The sequence below is a fragment of the Halobacteriovorax sp. CON-3 genome, assembly GCF_043196995.1.
Classification (GTDB): domain Bacteria; phylum Bdellovibrionota; class Bacteriovoracia; order Bacteriovoracales; family Bacteriovoracaceae; genus Halobacteriovorax_A.
The window spans coordinates 558,834-575,526 of sequence record NZ_JBEBNA010000002.1 but is presented as its reverse complement, the minus strand read 5'-3'; the positions used below and the strand labels follow the sequence as shown (position 1 = coordinate 575,526).

The following is a 16,693-nucleotide window of genomic DNA, read 5'->3' as shown; positions in this document are numbered from 1 at the left end:
TAAGCAGTAAAGAGATTCTATAATTATAACTAAATAATAATTGGAGGAAGTAAATGAGTCATGCTATTGAACCATCGTTAAAATCAAAAAAAGCTGGGATAGCCTTCGGCTTCGTCATCTCCTTTGTGCTCGGTTCAGCATTTGTTTTTTCAGCACTAAAAGCAGGAATTACCCCAGGAATCAGCCCTCTTGTCGTCTTATTTGGCTGGGTCGCAATGGGTAGCTTCTTTAAAAGCGACATGAAAGGCTTTCTTGCCATGGCCCAAGTAACAGGTTCAGCGGGAGTTGCAGTAACGGCCGGTGTCGCCTTCGTTGCGCCAATCGTTCAAATCCTAGCTGCAGAATTAGGACAACCAGTTCCTCCAGTCGATATTCTATCACTCGTCCTAGCTTCCGCTGCCGGATGTTTCCTAGGTTGGGGCTTTGTGGGCCTTGCAACACAGAGGTTCTTAACAGATCCAAAACTTCCAGCTCCAGAGGCCGTCGCTTGTGACCGCCTTATCCAAACAGCTGCAGAAAATCCTCAGGCCCGTCCACCTTTAAAATTCTCACTTATTCCAGGTCTAGCATTTGGATTTGTGATGGCCTTTCTAAGCCAAATAAAAGTTTTAAAAGCAAGTATCTATGATCTTAAGTTCACTCTAAGTGGAGTTGAAACTAAACTTCCTCTTCCAATTAACCCACTTTACTTTGGTATTGGAGCGCTTCTTACTGTTCCGACGGCAATCCTAATCTTCTTCGGAGGACTTCTGAACGCAGTCGTTAAGGGAATGTCAGCGGCCCAAAATATGCCAGGGACAACTTTTCGTTGGGTTGGTGGTGCTGCCATGGTTGTTGCCGTAGTTTACTCACTAATTGCTTATATTATTGAAGGTAGAAAAACTCGCAACGCTCTAGCTAATAAAGAAGCAGACTTTGATGCTGACCAATTAGAAATTCCAGCAAGCGTAAGAAAACAGCTTCTGGCCTCAATTGGCTTTGGTGCATTCTTACTAGTAGCCATGATGATGTATTCAGGAGCAACACTTGTAGGACTTGTTGCACTTGGAATCGTTGCACTACTGCTTATCTTTTTCCTAAGTGGCCTAGGTGCACTTTTATCACTTCAAGTTGGATCATCTGCTTCACCTGTAAGTGGAACCGTATTCATGGGAATGCTTGTTCTAAGTTTAGTAGGACTTGCAATTGGTCTTGAAGGTATCCAGGGTGTTTACTTTCTAGTTCCAATTATTGTTGCAGCTTGTGTTGCCATTTGTGCATCTAACGACTCATCACAAGATTATAAGACAATGCAATTTAATGGCCTTAAGGTTTCAAGCTCTTTTGTGGGACAAATCGTAGGTCTTCTAGGTGGTGCAATCTCTGTTCCTCTAGCAATTTACGTAGCTCATGAAACAGGAACTCTTGGAAGCGAGGCCCTACCAGCACCACAGGCAGCTTTCTTTGCAACTGTACTAAAATCGCTATTTATTCAAAGTGATATTCCAATGATGCCAGTTCTTGCAGGTACAGGTCTTGGACTTCTTGCAGTTATTGTTGAAATCATCGGAAAGCGTAAGGGTGTAATCCTAAGCTCTCTTGCTTTTGCAGTTGGAATCTATCTTCCTTCATATATCGGAACGGGAATTCTTCTAGGTTCTCTTGCAAGACTAGCTGGAACAAAGTCAGTGACAAAGATCACTCACCGAGGAATCCTGACGGCCGCAGGTCTAATCACAGGAGACGCTCTATTTGCTCTTCTTTTTGGAATCCTTGCAATTGGCGGAATGGAGATTGCTGGAGTTAAGGACTTTAATTTTCAAACAAGCCTAAGCGTCTTATTCTTTGTAGGTCTTCTGCTTACGACAGCGATTAACTACGCTAAGACTTCTTCGATTGAAAAATAATACCTCGATACATAACAAAAAAAGGGAAGCTTATGCTTCCCTTTATTTATGGCTAATATCCGCAACCGACTCCACTTGAAGAAGGTTCTACATACTCACCATTTCCAAAATTATCATTCTCTTTAAACATATGATGAATTTTATCGAATGTTTCAATCCACTTATTCTTTTCAACAATACTTTTAAACGGCATGATGAAGCTTAAGCTTCTAGAGATACCGTCTGACCCAGTAAATACTGTATTAATTGCTGTAAACTTTAATCCAACAACTCCGACATGAGAAGGAACTGAAACTTCTTCGAATGGTCTAAACGTTCTAAAGTCTGCTTCAATTGTTTCGTCATACCCACATACCTTTTTTGACTTTGCATCCTTAACTTCAAATCCAATTTTTGAACTCGTATTATAAAGTTGTTTTGTATTGTATCTTGAGGCAACTCCAATATCCCAAAGATCAGTACCTTCAGTATTCTTAAATGCTTGGTTACTTAGTTCCATTAGTTCCTGAATTAAAGCAACTGTCTTCTCTTTTTCAGCAAGAATATTCTGAGCACTAGTTGTCCAACCGCTCTTTGGAGCTAGAAGCTCCACAATTACCCTTGAGTTGTTATTAGCTGCTACCACAATTGGAACATCCTCATTAGCTCCTCTCAAATCAACGTCAACATCACCTTCTTCAACTAAAACTCTAACTACTTCAGAATGATTATTAAAGACAGCTAACGATAAAGGTGTTGAACCACTAGTATTTTTAATATCGACGTATGCCCCTGCTTCAATTAAGTCACTTACAACTTGAACGTAATTTCGAGAAGAGGCCCAATGTAAAGGAGTATCCTTGTACTTATTTCGAACATTAGGATTCATTCGATTCTCTATTAAGAGTAATGCTATATGCTCAGAATACTCCTCTCCTCTAGCCAGAGTTCTGAGTAGAGCATTAGAGCCATTTGAATCTCTATACCTCATATTTGCTAATTTATTATCAATCAAATATTTAACTAACTCAAAACGATCTTTAGACCCAATTTTAGGAGTATAACTAGCAATATGAAGAGCATCATTCCTTGAGGGCCCAATATTTGTAAATGATGCATTAGCATCTTCAAAATAGCGTAGGCATTTTATACAACCGGTATAAACAGCGAGGCTGACTGCACTGCTCCCATTCTTAGTAACTTGGTCATAATTGATCCCGGAAGAAGACAAGAAAGAGTATCTTTCAATAACTCTAAGAACACTCGGCTTATTATTCCAGGCTGCAAGAGTTGCAATAGTGTCACCATTGTCATTTAGAGCTCTATTAAAATCAATTTCCTCACCTCGGTATTCTACTTCGGATAAGAAAAAATCTAACTCTTGATCGTTCTCGTTTATAACAATTCTTCTTAGCTCATTGTAATCAACAGCGGCAAAAGTATTGGCAACTAAAAGAAATGTACTCAATATAAGAAGCAATATATTTTTCAAGACTCCCCCTATACCTAGAAACGACAGTTAAAATTAACGTTAGCATCAACTAGAGGATCAACATATGGATTATTCGCTCTCACAAATCCATTGATACACTGACCTGGCATTACATAACCATTTTGGAATGCAGTCATCCATGCACCATACGCAGTCATACCACGCATATTCATATTACAATAAATAGGTCTGCTATAGTAATGGTTACAAACTTCACAAACAGCTTGTCCTCCACCATTGACCCAGCAATTAGCATTTGCATTAACATATGCTTGAGCATTAGATAAAGTACCAACAATAACGAATGCCAAAAGCATCATAAACTTTTTCATGAGAATCTCCTTTAAAATTAATCGTATGGAGCCTCAATACGTTTCACTAAATATCATTGTCAATGAGTGCAAATTCATAGAGAAATTCAACTCTTTAGAATATCTTTAGATTTAGAGTTTAAGCTACTCTTAACTAGGCTATGAAACAGGTATGCTACAAATTGAGCAAGATAGAACTTAAGAAAAACTTTACCTACGGAAAATTAGCAAGATAGAGGTGTCAAATATTGTCAAAAGTACACTCTCTAACTAAACCTAATCAATTTGGTATATATATTAAAAAAAGATTATTCAAAGGCAATTTTATGAAATTATTAAATATCATTCTATTACTACTAGCTGTCTCTTTCACTGCCACGGCCCGCCCAAGAGATGGTGCCCTTTACTGCGGGAAACACGAGTCTCACATTAAGATCTATTTCAAACAAGATTCTAAACTTTACTACTATATTGATAACACTGACTTGAGAAATCTCAAAGAATACAGATGTGTTGAATTCACACCAGAACTTCCATTCTACGATGAAGTTCAAGGTGCCTACCTAAAAGCACAAAAAGATGTTGAAAAATATAGTTCAGCTTCTACTGCTCTTTATCGACTTGAACATGACACGCGCTACTACTGTGGAAATCCACAATCAGGTGGACTATACGCTGCTTACACAAAGAAGTATTCTGAAGCGCTATACCTTTACGATATTGAGTCAAAGACTTTTGATACTTACGATTGTATTAATCTTTAGTACTTATAAGAACTCTTCACGTATAAGCTTTAAAAGATAAGTCTCACGTTCAATGGACATGCCTTTCTTCTCACTTGAGGCAATGGTCTGTTCATTGTGAGCAATTGCATCGTGGATATTTATCCACTTTGGTTTCATACCATTATTCACTTCATAATGTTCTAGCTGCGTTTGGCCTAAGTCGTAATCCACAAAACAAGTAAAACAGTATGAAATCATATGCTGGATATCGAAGTCTGGTTTATACCATGGCCTAAATTCTTCATAGATACCAAACTCTTTGATCTCTCGAATATTTTGAGCGCCAGTTTCTTCTTTTAGCTCACGAATCATCCCGGCCTTGATATCTTCACCGCTATCAAGACCCCCTCCAGGAAGACTATAGTCATCATACCTTTCAGTATAGAGCATGAGAATCATCTCACCATTTAGAGCAATGGCCCTTGTAGCAAGACGTTTGAAGACACTCTTTTCTTCAATCGATTCCCTTGGTCCAATATCTGGATGAATAGTACTCTTTATCATTCTCATTAATCTAGAACTTCCTAATTTTGGACCACTTCACCACAAGTAAACATCTTCTTTCCGTAATATGGATTCTTAACAGAAGATCCTTTTTGAATCCAACGGGCCTTTGCCATTGGACATTTAACGATTTTAAGATCGCTATTTTCAAGTGACTTACCATTCTTGATGTAAATTTCAGAAAGAAGTTTAAATGAATCTCTTAAAGCGCTGACACTTTTTATATTCTTATCACAGTCACCGTATTTATAATCTTTAGCATAGTGACCTAGTTCTTTCGAACACATCGTTTTCCAAGACTTTAAGGCCTTATTTAAATCACCCTCAACTAATGACTTCTGAAGACTTAGGTAATTTTGATATTCTAACTCATGGCAAAAAACGTTTAAAGATAATATTAAAGCTATAAATAATTTCATAATTTCTCCTATGGGTAGCATGATATTACATATACCCCCCTAGGGTATATCGCAAAAACTATAAAATCAAATTAATACGTATTAATCTAGAATTTCCTTAACGCGGCCCTTCTTAAAATCCTAGCTCACATTTCGTTAGCTGTTGATCCCTATAGTAGCTATCAGTCATTAATCTTGCAGCACTCTTACACTCGTATACGGTGTATTCGTCCTCATAAATGTCCTTGCAATTTTCAAGTTGAGTGTACTTGTCCATGCTCTTAGGAATCGATCTAATGAGACTACTACAATGAGAAAAGTTAGATTGCCCCTTAAGCTCTTTAAAGCAACTAGCAACCTTATCCATATAGATAATATCAAAAAGCGTTGCATGAGATAGACACTCTTGGAGCGTGTAGCTGCCCTTAAACTTATCAAAACATTTTTGCTTGTCAGGATTAGGGCCTGTTTTTGATGCTTCAGAACAGTCTTTGAATGTTTCTACATAAGCGGGAAAAGTGAGCTTATTAAAGGTATAGTCAATATTTTCATCTTCTTTATCACTTACTTTATTAACTAGAGTGAATAGGTAGAGCTCTTCATTTAGCTTCGTGAGTTTATGTCTTACGTTTTTAAAACTCACTTCTTTAATTTCATCTAAATCTAGGCTTCCCGAATCATCGGTTGTTGCATATTGATACAAGTTAATAAAGCTATTATCTAGTGAGACTATTTTTGGTTCACCAGCATCATCAATCCTTACAATTGCAAACTGAATTTTAAACTGTGTTTTTGGTAAGTACTCTACCCTTCCATTGATTTTTATATTTATGTCACTACCAGCAAAATCAATATCTGACTTCACTGATACCTTAGGAGATATAGTTGCTGGAACTTTCGGCTTAATAAGCTTCAATTTCTTCTTTAGCTCGACGGCCATAATTTCAGGGGCCCCATAGAGTTTATTAATATACTCAAAGGAAATTGTTCCATACCCATTACTTCCCCAGCTTTTTCCATAGCTATTTTTGAACTTAAAAGTTTTATCTTTTAGGTTATAACCTGTAATGACGATGGAGTGAGCAAAACAATGATTAGAAATATTGCATTCATCTCTTAGCCTCGTATTATATTTGATTTCTCCATTTTTCGAACTAAGCATGATGTCATCGTTAATTACGATATTAACAGATACTGGCCGTTTATTTTTAGCGAGGTATGAAATAATTAGATCAGATCTTTGATTTTCATAATCGTCTATATCAGTGATTTCTAAATTATTACCTAATGAGATAATTCTATTTTTATCGACAACGCTATTATGGTGGTAGCATTCATAACCAGATGATCTAACAGAGGCGTCTTCTGAGCATGGCATGCCTGGGGAGAACCAGCTTTGCTGGTAAGGTAGATCCTGCTCAAAAGTGATCCCATACTTTCTTGCTGCATAAAGATTCCTAATGACACTAGAGCCTTCTTCTAATTCTCCATAACGAGCATAGTTCTTGGTAGCATAAATCATAAATTGTTCTGAGATATTTATCTCAATATTATGTTGTTTGATGATTTCACTTTCTAATAAAGAGGTAGCACTAAAGAATGTACATGCCCCTCGATTTCCTTGATTTTTAACTGAAGACTGAATGCTACTTAAATCCAGTGAAGCCGGAATTACAGACTCACTCGCTATTGCTAAATTGCAAAGAGATAACTGCAAGACCAAAATTGTGAATAAAAATAATGAGTGCTTCATAATTCCAAACTTTAAAAAGAGTTGTATCAGTAATTAGATACAGCAAGACTGAAGCCAGCTTTTGCAAAGAAGTGGGCTTTTGAGGTGTGGATAATCAGCTAGTTATGGGTTGTTGGTTAGGAAAAGTGTTGAATAAATTTTGAGTGTATAAATCATTAACACTCCTGTGCCTGACACCTTAATTCAATTTGATCTAACTCGTCCATGTCATCCACATAAATAATGCTAGCACACTTACTCAAGCTCATTGAGTCGATAAAAGCTACAATTGAGCTATTTTTAAATAACTTCCCGACATAGATATAACTCGGACGAGACGTATAATCCTTCCCCGCATCAAAGTCGTAAAAATCAACTCCATCACGAGAAACTCTTAAACCATATCTAAAAACATAATCGCCATCATAAATTATATCCGTCATATCAATGCGAAGATCTTTTGTAACAAATGATTTAAACTTTTCCTCTTTTATCGTTAACGCTTTATTTGAAGGTTTTTCTAACTCAAGCATATCTTTAGTCCCCTCACTCCAAGAAACAGCTTTAAACTCTTTCTCTAAGAATAAGTTCTCCTTTCCAAAATAAGCAATACTTGGAGCACTACTACGTTTTACAATTCCCTCTAAAGAGAATCCGAGATTAGAGACAATATACTTTCTTAGTTCATAGAAATACTGAACTTTCATTTTACCTAGTTCACTTATTTTATGAGAAGAAGTGTGCCCATCATTTGTATGGTAAATATATAATGAATCGTCTTTACTAATTCCAAACTTTTGTAAGACCTTATTTGTTAACTCCTCTGAAATAGTAAAGGGTTTACGAAGATCATCTTGCTTTAGACCCTGTTCTTTTTCTAAATATGCAACAATCTCTTTTTCCAGATCCCCTTCTAACATTTCATCCCTCATTGTTAGAATTGGTTTTCCTGCGTAATCATTTGTAGTGATAAAAATATTCTTAGGTAAGGAAGACCCTGCAGAAGAGTTCAATGTGAAAAGAATGAATAGAAAACAAAAAATAAACTTCAAGACGTAGCTCCTATGTTTGCCTTACTATTCGTCATATTATGACATAAAAACAAATAAATTTAGGATCTTATGGATAAAACAAGCTATAGAATATAACTAACTTAAATTGTTGATGCAAATACTGAAATTACTACAGAAAACGACATGTACCTAAATTCCACAGTTTGAATTACATGCTTCTTTATAGGGTTTATCGAAACACCTTTCGAAACTTTTTAAAATTTTTAAGTTACTTTCTTCGTGTGGGTTTGTGGAGACTTTTCAAGATACGGCCAGCATTAAGCTTTTACGCGGTAGATGCCGGCCTTTCTCTCCATTAGCTTCTCTGCAATAAACTCACGTCTAATTGTACAAAAGTCTTCGTTATACTTTTCAATCCTTTCGTTAACTTCAGCTTCTGTGTAATCACGGCCCTTTTTAAATTCTTGCAAGAGATGCTTTAAAATAACGAGTCGTTTTTTTCGCTGTACAGGGATCGACTTAAGCACACCATTTTTAAAGAAAGACTTGATGATCTTCTGTTCATATTGAACTTCATTTTCATCTTCGTTTGAAATTGAAACCTCTAAAATTGAACTTAGGATATTCTTATCAAGCATCTTCTTTTGTAGTGAGAAGACTTTGTAGTACTGCTCCTTACGCGACTTAATAAGTCCTACAGCTTCAAGCTTTTTCAAGTGATGCGTAATCGTTCCAGGAGACAGAGAAAGTCTTTCTGCAAGAACTTCTGCATAGAGATCTTTCTCTGCCAGGCTTCTGATAATACTTAATCTCGCCTCATCACCTAAAACTTTAAATACATTCGCAAGACTCATCTCTTAACCTTCGCCAAGGGATGTGCGCATTTCTTGCACAGATGGAAGAGATACGATCCACTCAAATGTACTAAGCTTAACCATCGCCTTGTCTGCATCTTCATCACGGCCAAATCTTATGTCTTCGCTATAGCTCTGTGACCAATCACGGTACATAAGTTTTGTCGTCTTGATGAAATTAGTAGTCGTAGCATTTCCGTAAAGCTCTTCCATAATTTCAAAAACATTCTCTCTAATCTTTCTTTCAACGTTGATATCGATTTTTCCTCTTGAAAGGTTCGATGCCTGCTTTGAAAGTTCTTTCAATTCATCTAAAAAATTCATTTTTACCTCCTGAATCTATTTTGATGCTTGTCAAAATAGATTCAAGAAATAGAAAGGTCAATATTTATTTTGATATTTATCAAATTAGATTTAAGGCCAGTATATTAAAACATATGCTATTATACCTAAATGAAACTAACTTTCTTCTCAGATACCCATAATCGGCATAGCGAAGTTCCCTTCGAATCAGGGGATATCCTCTTTCACACAGGAGACTTCACACGCCGTGGCTCGCTGGAAGATACGAGAGAATTTGCAGATTTTGTAGCTGGCCTTGATTTCAAACACAAGATCGTTATCGCTGGCAACCACGACTTCTGCTTTGATGATGAAAGAAAGGAAGAGGCCGAAGCAATTTTAAAAGAAAACGGCATCATCTACTTAAATGATTCAGGTATTGAAATTGAAGGATTTAAAATCTGGGGCTCACCAATTCAACCATGGTTTCATGACTGGGCATTTAACAGACACCGAGGTCCTGAGATTCAAAAACATTGGGACTTAATCCCAAATGATACTGACATCCTCCTCACCCACGGGCCACCTCGCGCTGTTATGGACTTATGTGCAAATGGTGAACGTGTCGGATGCACAGACCTGCTCAAAACTATCCAACGAGTACAGCCTCGCGTGCACGCCTTTGGCCATATCCACGAAGGTTACGGTACTGATATTTTTGGTGGAATCATATTTGTAAACTCTTGTAGCTTGGATGAGAGTTACAAGTATAAGAATGCGCCGATTACGTTGGAGCTAAGCTAACAAGAGATACTAAAGAATCTCTTTTACGCGCCCAACCTCACCGCTTTCAAGACGAACCTTGATACCGTGTGGGTGATAATCTGACTTCGTTAGAATATCCTTAACAACACCTTCAGTAAGGTTTCCTGTTCGCTGATCTTTCTTTAAGACGATACGGACTCGCTCGCCTATTTCGATATGGTCTCTTACGTTGCCTTCCATGTTATTCCTTTATAAATGGTCTAGGTTTTTATATTCCTCATTTGGTCACTCTACAAAAGCGACATCACCAAGGCAATATAAGACTTAGGAATGTTGCTCATCTCTACATTAGATAATTTAATGATCATCTCATCGAATTGATCTTTTGCTTCATAATGAAAGTAGCCTTCAACCAAATGCTAGGACACTCGCACGTTCATTTTAAACAAAGACATCTGGAACATTTTTTTATTCTTCATTATCTTTCTTTAAAAACTTATAAATCGCTTCAATTACTATCATATAAATCGAGCTAAAAAAAACCGTATACAAGAAAGCTGTAGCAAGCGCGTGGTAATATGACCTCCCCTCTGTGAGGTAATTATAAAGGCAAAGCATCATAATCGTAGAAAAGCCAAAAGTATGTGCTAGGTAATCGTGTCCTTCACCTCTTCTAACCTTGTCACAATTTTGGAGAAAGCAGTAAAAAGCATAGATCCCAAGTCCCGTAACCATTGCATAAGCAAAGCCTGTGCTTAGTATTGTAACGGTATCATTATTAGAAACTCCATATGTTTCAGAAACACCAAGCCCGAAAGAAGAGATTAAACATATAATATTAATTTTTTTCATTTTTCGCTCTTCGCTTTAAATAAAGAAATACAACTTTCATAAGAACAACAAAGATTGCTCCAGAGACAACCCCCTTAGCAACAGAATGAAGCATCATCTGATGAAACTCAACTTCTCCTTCAATGCCTCCAATCAAATTTAATGAAAATACTAGATATCCTATTCCAATGGCGCCAATCCATTCACTTACAGGAGCTAGATATTGGGCGAGACTATATGGAGAATCAACTTGGTTAACACTTATCTTTTTAAAATCCCTTTCTACTCTTAATATCTGATTTACCTTGCCCCAAATTCCAAGGACTACAACTTCAATATATAAAAGTGCTACGACAGTAAATAAAACATCAAAAATGAGAGCATCACCTTGACTTGTTAAAAACACAAACACAGCAGGAATTAGGAGCGAACAGTAAATTAAGATATTTATCTTTTTTATATTTTTCATCATTTCATTCCTCAATTAAAATTCAAAAGATGGATATCCAAAGTTTATAACTAAATCGTTTAATCTTAGTTTACTATTAAAATTTGTATTTATGTGAGATTCATTGAAGATTGTCTCATCAAATTGTTTCTCCCTCTGTACCTGCAATGAGCTTCCCTCTTCTTCGCATTTAGCTTGCTCTCCACATGCACTGCTATCGCTAGGAACATCTACTGGTTTAATATTATCTTTTGGTTTTTCAGGGTTTTCGACATCATCAGCTTTCTTAGGTGGGACAACATCATCAACCTCAGGAGTATCTGGTTTACCGCCACCACCTCTTGGATTATCAATATCACTAGGTTGTGATACTCGTGGCTTATCTTTCTTCTTTTGTTCTAATTTATCTTTAAGCTCATTTGTACAACTATAAACACAACGAGTCCCAATACCTGAACCTATTCCAACTCCAGCTACAGGACTTTTAAGAAAGATTATTCCAGCGAGACTACCAAGAACTCCTCCTACAGCACACTTTTTCAGACAGCCTAAAGATTCTTCCTGAGTAGGACTAAGTGAATAAACAAATCCATTATTGTTCTTATCCTGCTCCAACTTATTAGCAAGAATCGGACTAACCATCTCCCCTTCATTCACACCAAATTGAGAATCCCCCATTCTCGGAGCAAGGCCATCAACCCCACCCGTCTCAGGAGTTTCACTTTCATCTCCAAAGTCATTTTCAAAATTCCCCATACGAGGACCGCCAAATGGAGATTCTTTATCATGATCAATCTTTACAGCATCAAGGTCATAATCGCGATCTATTTCGATTCCAAAAGTCTTTTCAAGTTCATCACCGACACTTGGATTTAAAGTATTAACAATATTTGCTACCCCTAAAACCTTATCACTCATCCCCATCGAGGCATACATATCCATAAAAACGATTGCAGGATTTAGGAGTCCATTGTGAATTCCATTTTCTTTGATATTGGCCTTGAACTGACCTAAAGCTGTTTGGCGTTCCACACTTCCATCTCTAAAGTCAGTGGCAATTTCACTGATAAGATTATTCGTCAGTTTTTGAAGCATTTTATTTGGAAATTTCTTACTATACTCATTTGTGAAGGCTTCTTCACTCTTAAGAAATGCCTTAAAGCTTGTGGCCCTCTCTTTTAGGCACTCATTTGATAAACATGAATTAGTGGTAGTGGTCAGCGCGAACGAGCTATTAAGAATTATCCCTGCTATGATTAGTATTAGTGATTTCATTTAGTCTCCCTATTAAGTTTTCGACAACTTATAGGGATCACAATTCAAAAGCGAAATATTTCCAATGTGAAATGGTTTTATTCAATTATGAGCCTTTACAAAATGTTTCCTGGATACTTTTGGGGATGCGTGACAGGATCCTAATTCTCCGACGCAATCTCGCGATTCGTCTTACACCAATCCACCTTCTTCTTCGTGCCGCCATCATAAGCATAGGCAAGGCCATTTTTAAGAAGATAGTATGACAGCGACAGGCCATCAATTTTCACATCGGCCACCACGCGAAAGTACTTCCCTCTTTGCACATTCTCTAAATCTATGCGCTTGGCGTGCTTTAAAAGATTCGTCACAATCCTCTTCGCATCTCGCCCCTTACTCTTCTCGCACGCATTCTTTGTTCGAATCTCCGGCGTATCCACCCCACTCACTCGCACATTGATTCGACTTCCGATCAGCGGATGCACATTTGGAATATCAAATGTCACCGTGTCCGCGTCGTAGTTCTTCACATACTTAACACAGCGAAAGTTCTTGGCGTCGTGGGTGCAGTCTGATGCTGCGTATGTTGTTAGTTGGAAGATTGAGATTAGAAATGTGAGGGTTATGTATTTCATACATAACCTATCGGATATTTTGATAAAAAGTTTAAAGTGCTAATTACAGTTTATTGTAAGTAAAAGAACACTCCTCACCTGTCTTAAGCTTTGCTTCCACATAGATATCGAAATATGAATCAACAGCACCTACATCATACAAACTAGGAACCTTCTTCGTTTTTATAAATTCAAATTTCATATAATCAATGTCCTCTGAATAATCAATATTATGTTTCTTTGCATATCCAGCAAAATACCTTTCATATACGGAAACAATTCGCGAAAGCGGCTCAGGTACATTACTCAATCCAGAGATAACTCCTCCAGGAAATGTAATTGTCATCCCTTTTTCACTGCCTGCTATAATTTTTGGTACATCTAACTGGAAATTAAAATCACTCAAGCTCGCGTCATCGTCTGCCATTAAGCTATAGAGACTACTAATACATGTTCGCGCGAATGCTTTTACTAATTTCATAACCTACCCCCTATTTCTTATCCCAAAGCTTCTGCATATCATGCTCACGCCAATACTCACCTAAGTCCTCGTGAACTTCATCTTCAATATTTCTAAAGCTTATTATTCTATACTCAGTGAGAAAGTATATTGCATAAAACTCGAGTCCCTTCCACTTTATCCTATATACTGATATGTCGTTTCCACGGCGCCACTTTACAAGCTCAACGCATTCATCATCATTAATGATTAATTCATTTAACTCTTGTAATTCAGACTCTGTAATCTCATGACCGATACGTTTTTTGAATCTATTGATTGCGTGGATAGGTGTTTTCATAAAATATTCTTTTCCCTATAACAATGGTACTATGTGCTTTTTCGTTCACACAGCTTAACCAAGTTAAATCGTATTAATTATTAATCGACAACAAGTAGAAAAAGTTGAACGAAATCAATAACTTATGAGAATATTATAGTTTAAATGATAAGTATCTAAAATAATGAGCTTAAACTAAAGTTAGTGCTTAGTCAGAAGAAGATTAAGCCACCTCTCATCACGATCAGGCCTCTTATCTTCAGTAACCCAATCCTTTGAGATCCTAAGCCCCTGAGGTAAGAACTCTTTAATCGTCTCAAGGGTCTGATCATTAAAGAAGCGCCCATTGCGCTCACCTTCAAACTCTCCATACTTGAAAGAACAATAGAAAACAGTATCTTCACTCATAAGATCTGCAATTTTTGAAAAGACATCCTTAAGTTCACTTGATGGCACGTGCAAAAGAGAAGCGCATGCCCAGATTCCATCAAAATTTCCTTCTATACTCACTTCTTGAAGTAAGCCTTCATGTACGACACAACCACTATGCTCACGAGCAAAGCCTGCAAGCTTCGAGCTCGGCTCCACTCCCTCTGTCTTATATCCGTGATCGACAAAATACTTCAAATCACGACCTGGTCCACAGCCGATATCGAGAATAGCTCCACCTGACTTTACTTCTTTTAAGAAAGGTTCATATAGGCTTGTAAGATCGAGATCAAGTGTTGAATCGATGAATTCTTGGTTGTTCTTGTCATAGTAATAACTTGTAAGATTTATGTATATCCTTCAGTACATTTCTAAAATATCTCTTTTCTTCTTTTGAAAGCTTATATTCATTTAATCTGTTTATATCTATATTATTTGTTAATTCATCAATTCCTTGAATCGACAATTCTCTACTATAATAATTTAAAACATCATACATTATTCTAAAATAGTATCCTCTAGAAGTACTACTATTACTTGCAATAGTATTAAAGTCATTTTCTCTTAAAAGGTAGTCATTATGAAAGATATTAATAAAGTCCTCAAGAAGACTCTCCAGGCTGTTCTCATTATCAATTCTTCTTCCTAATAATATTGTTTTAATACATACACTATCGTAGAGGACGTTTAATAAAGCGCTTACAACATGGCCTTTATGTTTTATTTCATTGAAATTATAAATTGTAAAAAATAAATCAAAAAAATTATTTATAAATTGTCCAACAACCTTAAGGCCTTTAGAGTCTTTACCATTTATAACTCTATCATTATAAAAATAGTATAATGGTCCTGGCATGTTTCGATATTTCGAAACGATCTTAATCAAACCTTCAACCAATAGCGACTGACTAATCTTGTCAGTCTCAGTTTTCAAGCGTGCTATATTCCCCTGTAGATTTTCATTCTTGTTATTGAGAAAGTTTATTATTGTGGTACAAAACTGTAAGTCAGAGAACTCAATTTCATTGAAAAAATTACCAAAAATCTCGTAATACATTGATTTATTTACTTTAGTAACCTTAAAGTTTACCTCTGCAAACATTCTGGCATAGGATTGTAGATCTTTTACATAAACAAACGAAACTATTTCTAAGTCACATAAATTTCTATAAAGATCGATATTCGACTCTTCTAATTCCGCCAGAGCTTTTTTTATACCAAACAAACGATGCTGACCATCAACAATAAACAACGAAGCATTTTCAAAATCACTTAAATCAATATTTCTCTCAAGAGAAAGAATGTTTTCATTATCTTCCATATAACCAAGGATAATAGGCGTCGGGAAGATAACAGGTGAATATTCTTCGGCAGCTCGGCTTTTTAAACTGTTTTCAACGAATCGAGCTATTTCTTTTACTTTCTTTTGATTTAACTCTCTTTGAAAGTTATAGTTGTTCCCGTCTTCAAAATTTTCAAAATCCTTGTCAAAAGAGTACTCCTCATAAAACTCTTTTCTAGATGTAACAGTAACTTTCTCAAGTAAACTTTTAACATTTGTGACTAAGACATATAACTCACTATTTTCTATTAAATCTAATCTTGTTCTACTCATCTATCTCATCCTCAGAAAAACCAGCATTATCTCTAGATGTTGAAACTTGTTGTTGTATTTTATTCTCTATAAGTTCATCTAACTTACTTTCTAATTTATTTGATATCTCTGGCCACATAGTCATACGAGACTTCATTGCATAGTCATCAAGAACATACTCGAAGTGTTTTTTAAATTCAGTTTTATAAGAAGCAATGACTTCTGCATCAAGCTCTCTAATTACTTTTTTTATAAATTCTTCGTCATTAATAACCTTAGTTGAGATAGCATTTTGTAACTCCTTAAAGTTAGATAAACCTTTATAAGCTAAAACTATCACTAAGATTGAAAATAGCAATGAAGCAACACCTATTGAATCTTTTCCAATTTTTGAAAGAGACGAGAAGAGACCAACGTTCTCGACTTTGATTAAACAGCTAATTTCGCTGAAAGAGCAATCCTTGATGGTATGTCCAATATAATTAACAAGATTTGGATAGTGCTCAAAATTTGAGTAATAACCAACAATAAAAATAGATAAAAATAATAACCCTCCCACCAAAATGCAGCGGAAACAATAAACTTCAATTTTTTCTGTATTCATAATTAAATTGTAATAAATTAAACCAATATAAATAACCGGTATTTTGTTCTCAACGTTTCAGTTTTTGACAAACCCATAATTCTACTCATTTCCACCTTGTAAATAAATAAATTAACGATCATTTTAGTTGACTTAACTT

General features: G+C 36.2%; 21 protein-coding genes. 3 read left to right on the top strand and 18 right to left on the bottom strand.

Going from position 1 to position 16,693, the window contains the following annotated elements:
* Window positions 1-53 precede the first annotated feature (53 nt).
* Window positions 54-1,886 (top strand): hypothetical protein, encoded by a 1,833-nt coding sequence (locus ABMA72_RS13430; RefSeq protein WP_393057487.1) that lies wholly within the window; start codon window positions 54-56, stop codon window positions 1,884-1,886.
* 52 nt (window positions 1,887-1,938) lie between these two features.
* Here the strand turns inward: ABMA72_RS13430 and ABMA72_RS13425 are convergent, their stop codons facing one another.
* Both ABMA72_RS13425 and ABMA72_RS13420 read right to left on the bottom strand, forming a co-directional pair.
* On the bottom strand, window positions 1,939-3,357 hold the full coding sequence (locus ABMA72_RS13425; protein WP_393057485.1) for an ankyrin repeat domain-containing protein: 1,419 nt from the start codon (window positions 3,355-3,357) through the stop codon (window positions 1,939-1,941).
* 14 nt (window positions 3,358-3,371) lie between these two features.
* Complete coding sequence (locus ABMA72_RS13420) at window positions 3,372-3,689, bottom strand: hypothetical protein (protein ID WP_392859144.1); 318 nt, start codon at window positions 3,687-3,689, stop codon at window positions 3,372-3,374.
* A 305-nt stretch (window positions 3,690-3,994) separates the two neighbouring features.
* On the opposite strand from ABMA72_RS13420, the gene ABMA72_RS13415 reads away from it, so the two are divergent.
* Complete coding sequence (locus ABMA72_RS13415; protein ID WP_393057484.1) at window positions 3,995-4,432, top strand: hypothetical protein; 438 nt, start codon at window positions 3,995-3,997, stop codon at window positions 4,430-4,432.
* Window positions 4,433-4,435: 3 nt separating this feature from the next.
* On the opposite strand, the gene ABMA72_RS13410 is transcribed toward ABMA72_RS13415, so the two are convergent.
* The 6 genes from ABMA72_RS13410 to ABMA72_RS13385 form a co-directional block, all read right to left on the bottom strand.
* The gene (locus ABMA72_RS13410) at window positions 4,436-4,963 is read right to left on the bottom strand and encodes an NUDIX hydrolase (RefSeq protein ID WP_393057482.1); all 528 of its coding nucleotides are present in this window, start codon (window positions 4,961-4,963) and stop codon (window positions 4,436-4,438) included.
* A 14-nt stretch (window positions 4,964-4,977) separates the two neighbouring features.
* A complete protein-coding gene (locus tag ABMA72_RS13405) occupies window positions 4,978-5,376 on the bottom strand; it encodes a hypothetical protein (RefSeq protein ID WP_393057480.1) in 399 nt (132 codons plus the stop codon).
* Window positions 5,377-5,488: 112 nt separating this feature from the next.
* Window positions 5,489-7,108 carry a C1 family peptidase gene (locus tag ABMA72_RS13400; RefSeq protein ID WP_393057478.1) on the bottom strand — a complete coding sequence of 540 codons (1,620 nt, stop codon included), beginning with the start codon at window positions 7,106-7,108 and terminating at the stop codon, window positions 5,489-5,491.
* Between the two features lie 155 nt (window positions 7,109-7,263).
* Window positions 7,264-8,139 carry a hypothetical protein gene (locus ABMA72_RS13395; protein ID WP_393057476.1) on the bottom strand — a complete coding sequence of 292 codons (876 nt, stop codon included), beginning with the start codon at window positions 8,137-8,139 and terminating at the stop codon, window positions 7,264-7,266.
* Window positions 8,140-8,417: 278 nt separating this feature from the next.
* Window positions 8,418-8,954: a metalloregulator ArsR/SmtB family transcription factor gene (locus ABMA72_RS13390; RefSeq protein ID WP_103218350.1), complete on the bottom strand. Its 537-nt coding sequence runs from the start codon at window positions 8,952-8,954 to the stop codon at window positions 8,418-8,420.
* 3 nt (window positions 8,955-8,957) lie between these two features.
* Window positions 8,958-9,278 (bottom strand): hypothetical protein, encoded by a 321-nt coding sequence (locus tag ABMA72_RS13385; protein ID WP_393057474.1) that lies wholly within the window; start codon window positions 9,276-9,278, stop codon window positions 8,958-8,960.
* Between the two features lie 129 nt (window positions 9,279-9,407).
* Between ABMA72_RS13385 and ABMA72_RS13380 the strand changes: the two genes are divergently transcribed.
* Window positions 9,408-10,040 carry a metallophosphoesterase family protein gene (locus ABMA72_RS13380; RefSeq protein ID WP_393057472.1) on the top strand — a complete coding sequence of 211 codons (633 nt, stop codon included), beginning with the start codon at window positions 9,408-9,410 and terminating at the stop codon, window positions 10,038-10,040.
* Window positions 10,041-10,049: 9 nt separating this feature from the next.
* Here the strand turns inward: ABMA72_RS13380 and ABMA72_RS13375 are convergent, their stop codons facing one another.
* From ABMA72_RS13375 to ABMA72_RS13330, 10 genes are all read right to left on the bottom strand, one after another.
* On the bottom strand, window positions 10,050-10,241 hold the full coding sequence (locus ABMA72_RS13375; protein ID WP_393057470.1) for a YwbE family protein: 192 nt from the start codon (window positions 10,239-10,241) through the stop codon (window positions 10,050-10,052).
* Between the two features lie 228 nt (window positions 10,242-10,469).
* Window positions 10,470-10,853 (bottom strand): hypothetical protein, encoded by a 384-nt coding sequence (locus tag ABMA72_RS13370; protein ID WP_393057468.1) that lies wholly within the window; start codon window positions 10,851-10,853, stop codon window positions 10,470-10,472.
* Window positions 10,840-11,304 carry a hypothetical protein gene (locus ABMA72_RS13365; protein ID WP_393057466.1) on the bottom strand — a complete coding sequence of 155 codons (465 nt, stop codon included), beginning with the start codon at window positions 11,302-11,304 and terminating at the stop codon, window positions 10,840-10,842. The genes ABMA72_RS13370 and ABMA72_RS13365 overlap by 14 nt, the downstream gene beginning before the upstream one ends.
* A gap of 12 nt (window positions 11,305-11,316) precedes the next feature.
* Window positions 11,317-12,555: a hypothetical protein gene (locus ABMA72_RS13360; protein WP_393057464.1), complete on the bottom strand. Its 1,239-nt coding sequence runs from the start codon at window positions 12,553-12,555 to the stop codon at window positions 11,317-11,319.
* A 140-nt stretch (window positions 12,556-12,695) separates the two neighbouring features.
* Window positions 12,696-13,064, bottom strand: coding sequence for a thermonuclease family protein (locus tag ABMA72_RS13355; protein WP_393057462.1), 369 nt, complete (start codon window positions 13,062-13,064; stop codon window positions 12,696-12,698).
* 148 nt (window positions 13,065-13,212) lie between these two features.
* Window positions 13,213-13,629 (bottom strand): hypothetical protein, encoded by a 417-nt coding sequence (locus tag ABMA72_RS13350; RefSeq protein WP_393057460.1) that lies wholly within the window; start codon window positions 13,627-13,629, stop codon window positions 13,213-13,215.
* A gap of 10 nt (window positions 13,630-13,639) precedes the next feature.
* Window positions 13,640-13,948, bottom strand: coding sequence for a hypothetical protein (locus ABMA72_RS13345; protein WP_393057458.1), 309 nt, complete (start codon window positions 13,946-13,948; stop codon window positions 13,640-13,642).
* A 180-nt stretch (window positions 13,949-14,128) separates the two neighbouring features.
* Window positions 14,129-14,662 (bottom strand): class I SAM-dependent methyltransferase, encoded by a 534-nt coding sequence (locus tag ABMA72_RS13340; protein WP_393057719.1) that lies wholly within the window; start codon window positions 14,660-14,662, stop codon window positions 14,129-14,131.
* 19 nt (window positions 14,663-14,681) lie between these two features.
* Window positions 14,682-15,971 (bottom strand): DGQHR domain-containing protein, encoded by a 1,290-nt coding sequence (locus tag ABMA72_RS13335; protein ID WP_393057456.1) that lies wholly within the window; start codon window positions 15,969-15,971, stop codon window positions 14,682-14,684.
* Window positions 15,964-16,554, bottom strand: coding sequence for a hypothetical protein (locus ABMA72_RS13330; RefSeq protein WP_393057454.1), 591 nt, complete (start codon window positions 16,552-16,554; stop codon window positions 15,964-15,966). The genes ABMA72_RS13335 and ABMA72_RS13330 overlap by 8 nt, the downstream gene beginning before the upstream one ends.
* Window positions 16,555-16,693 lie beyond the last annotated feature (139 nt).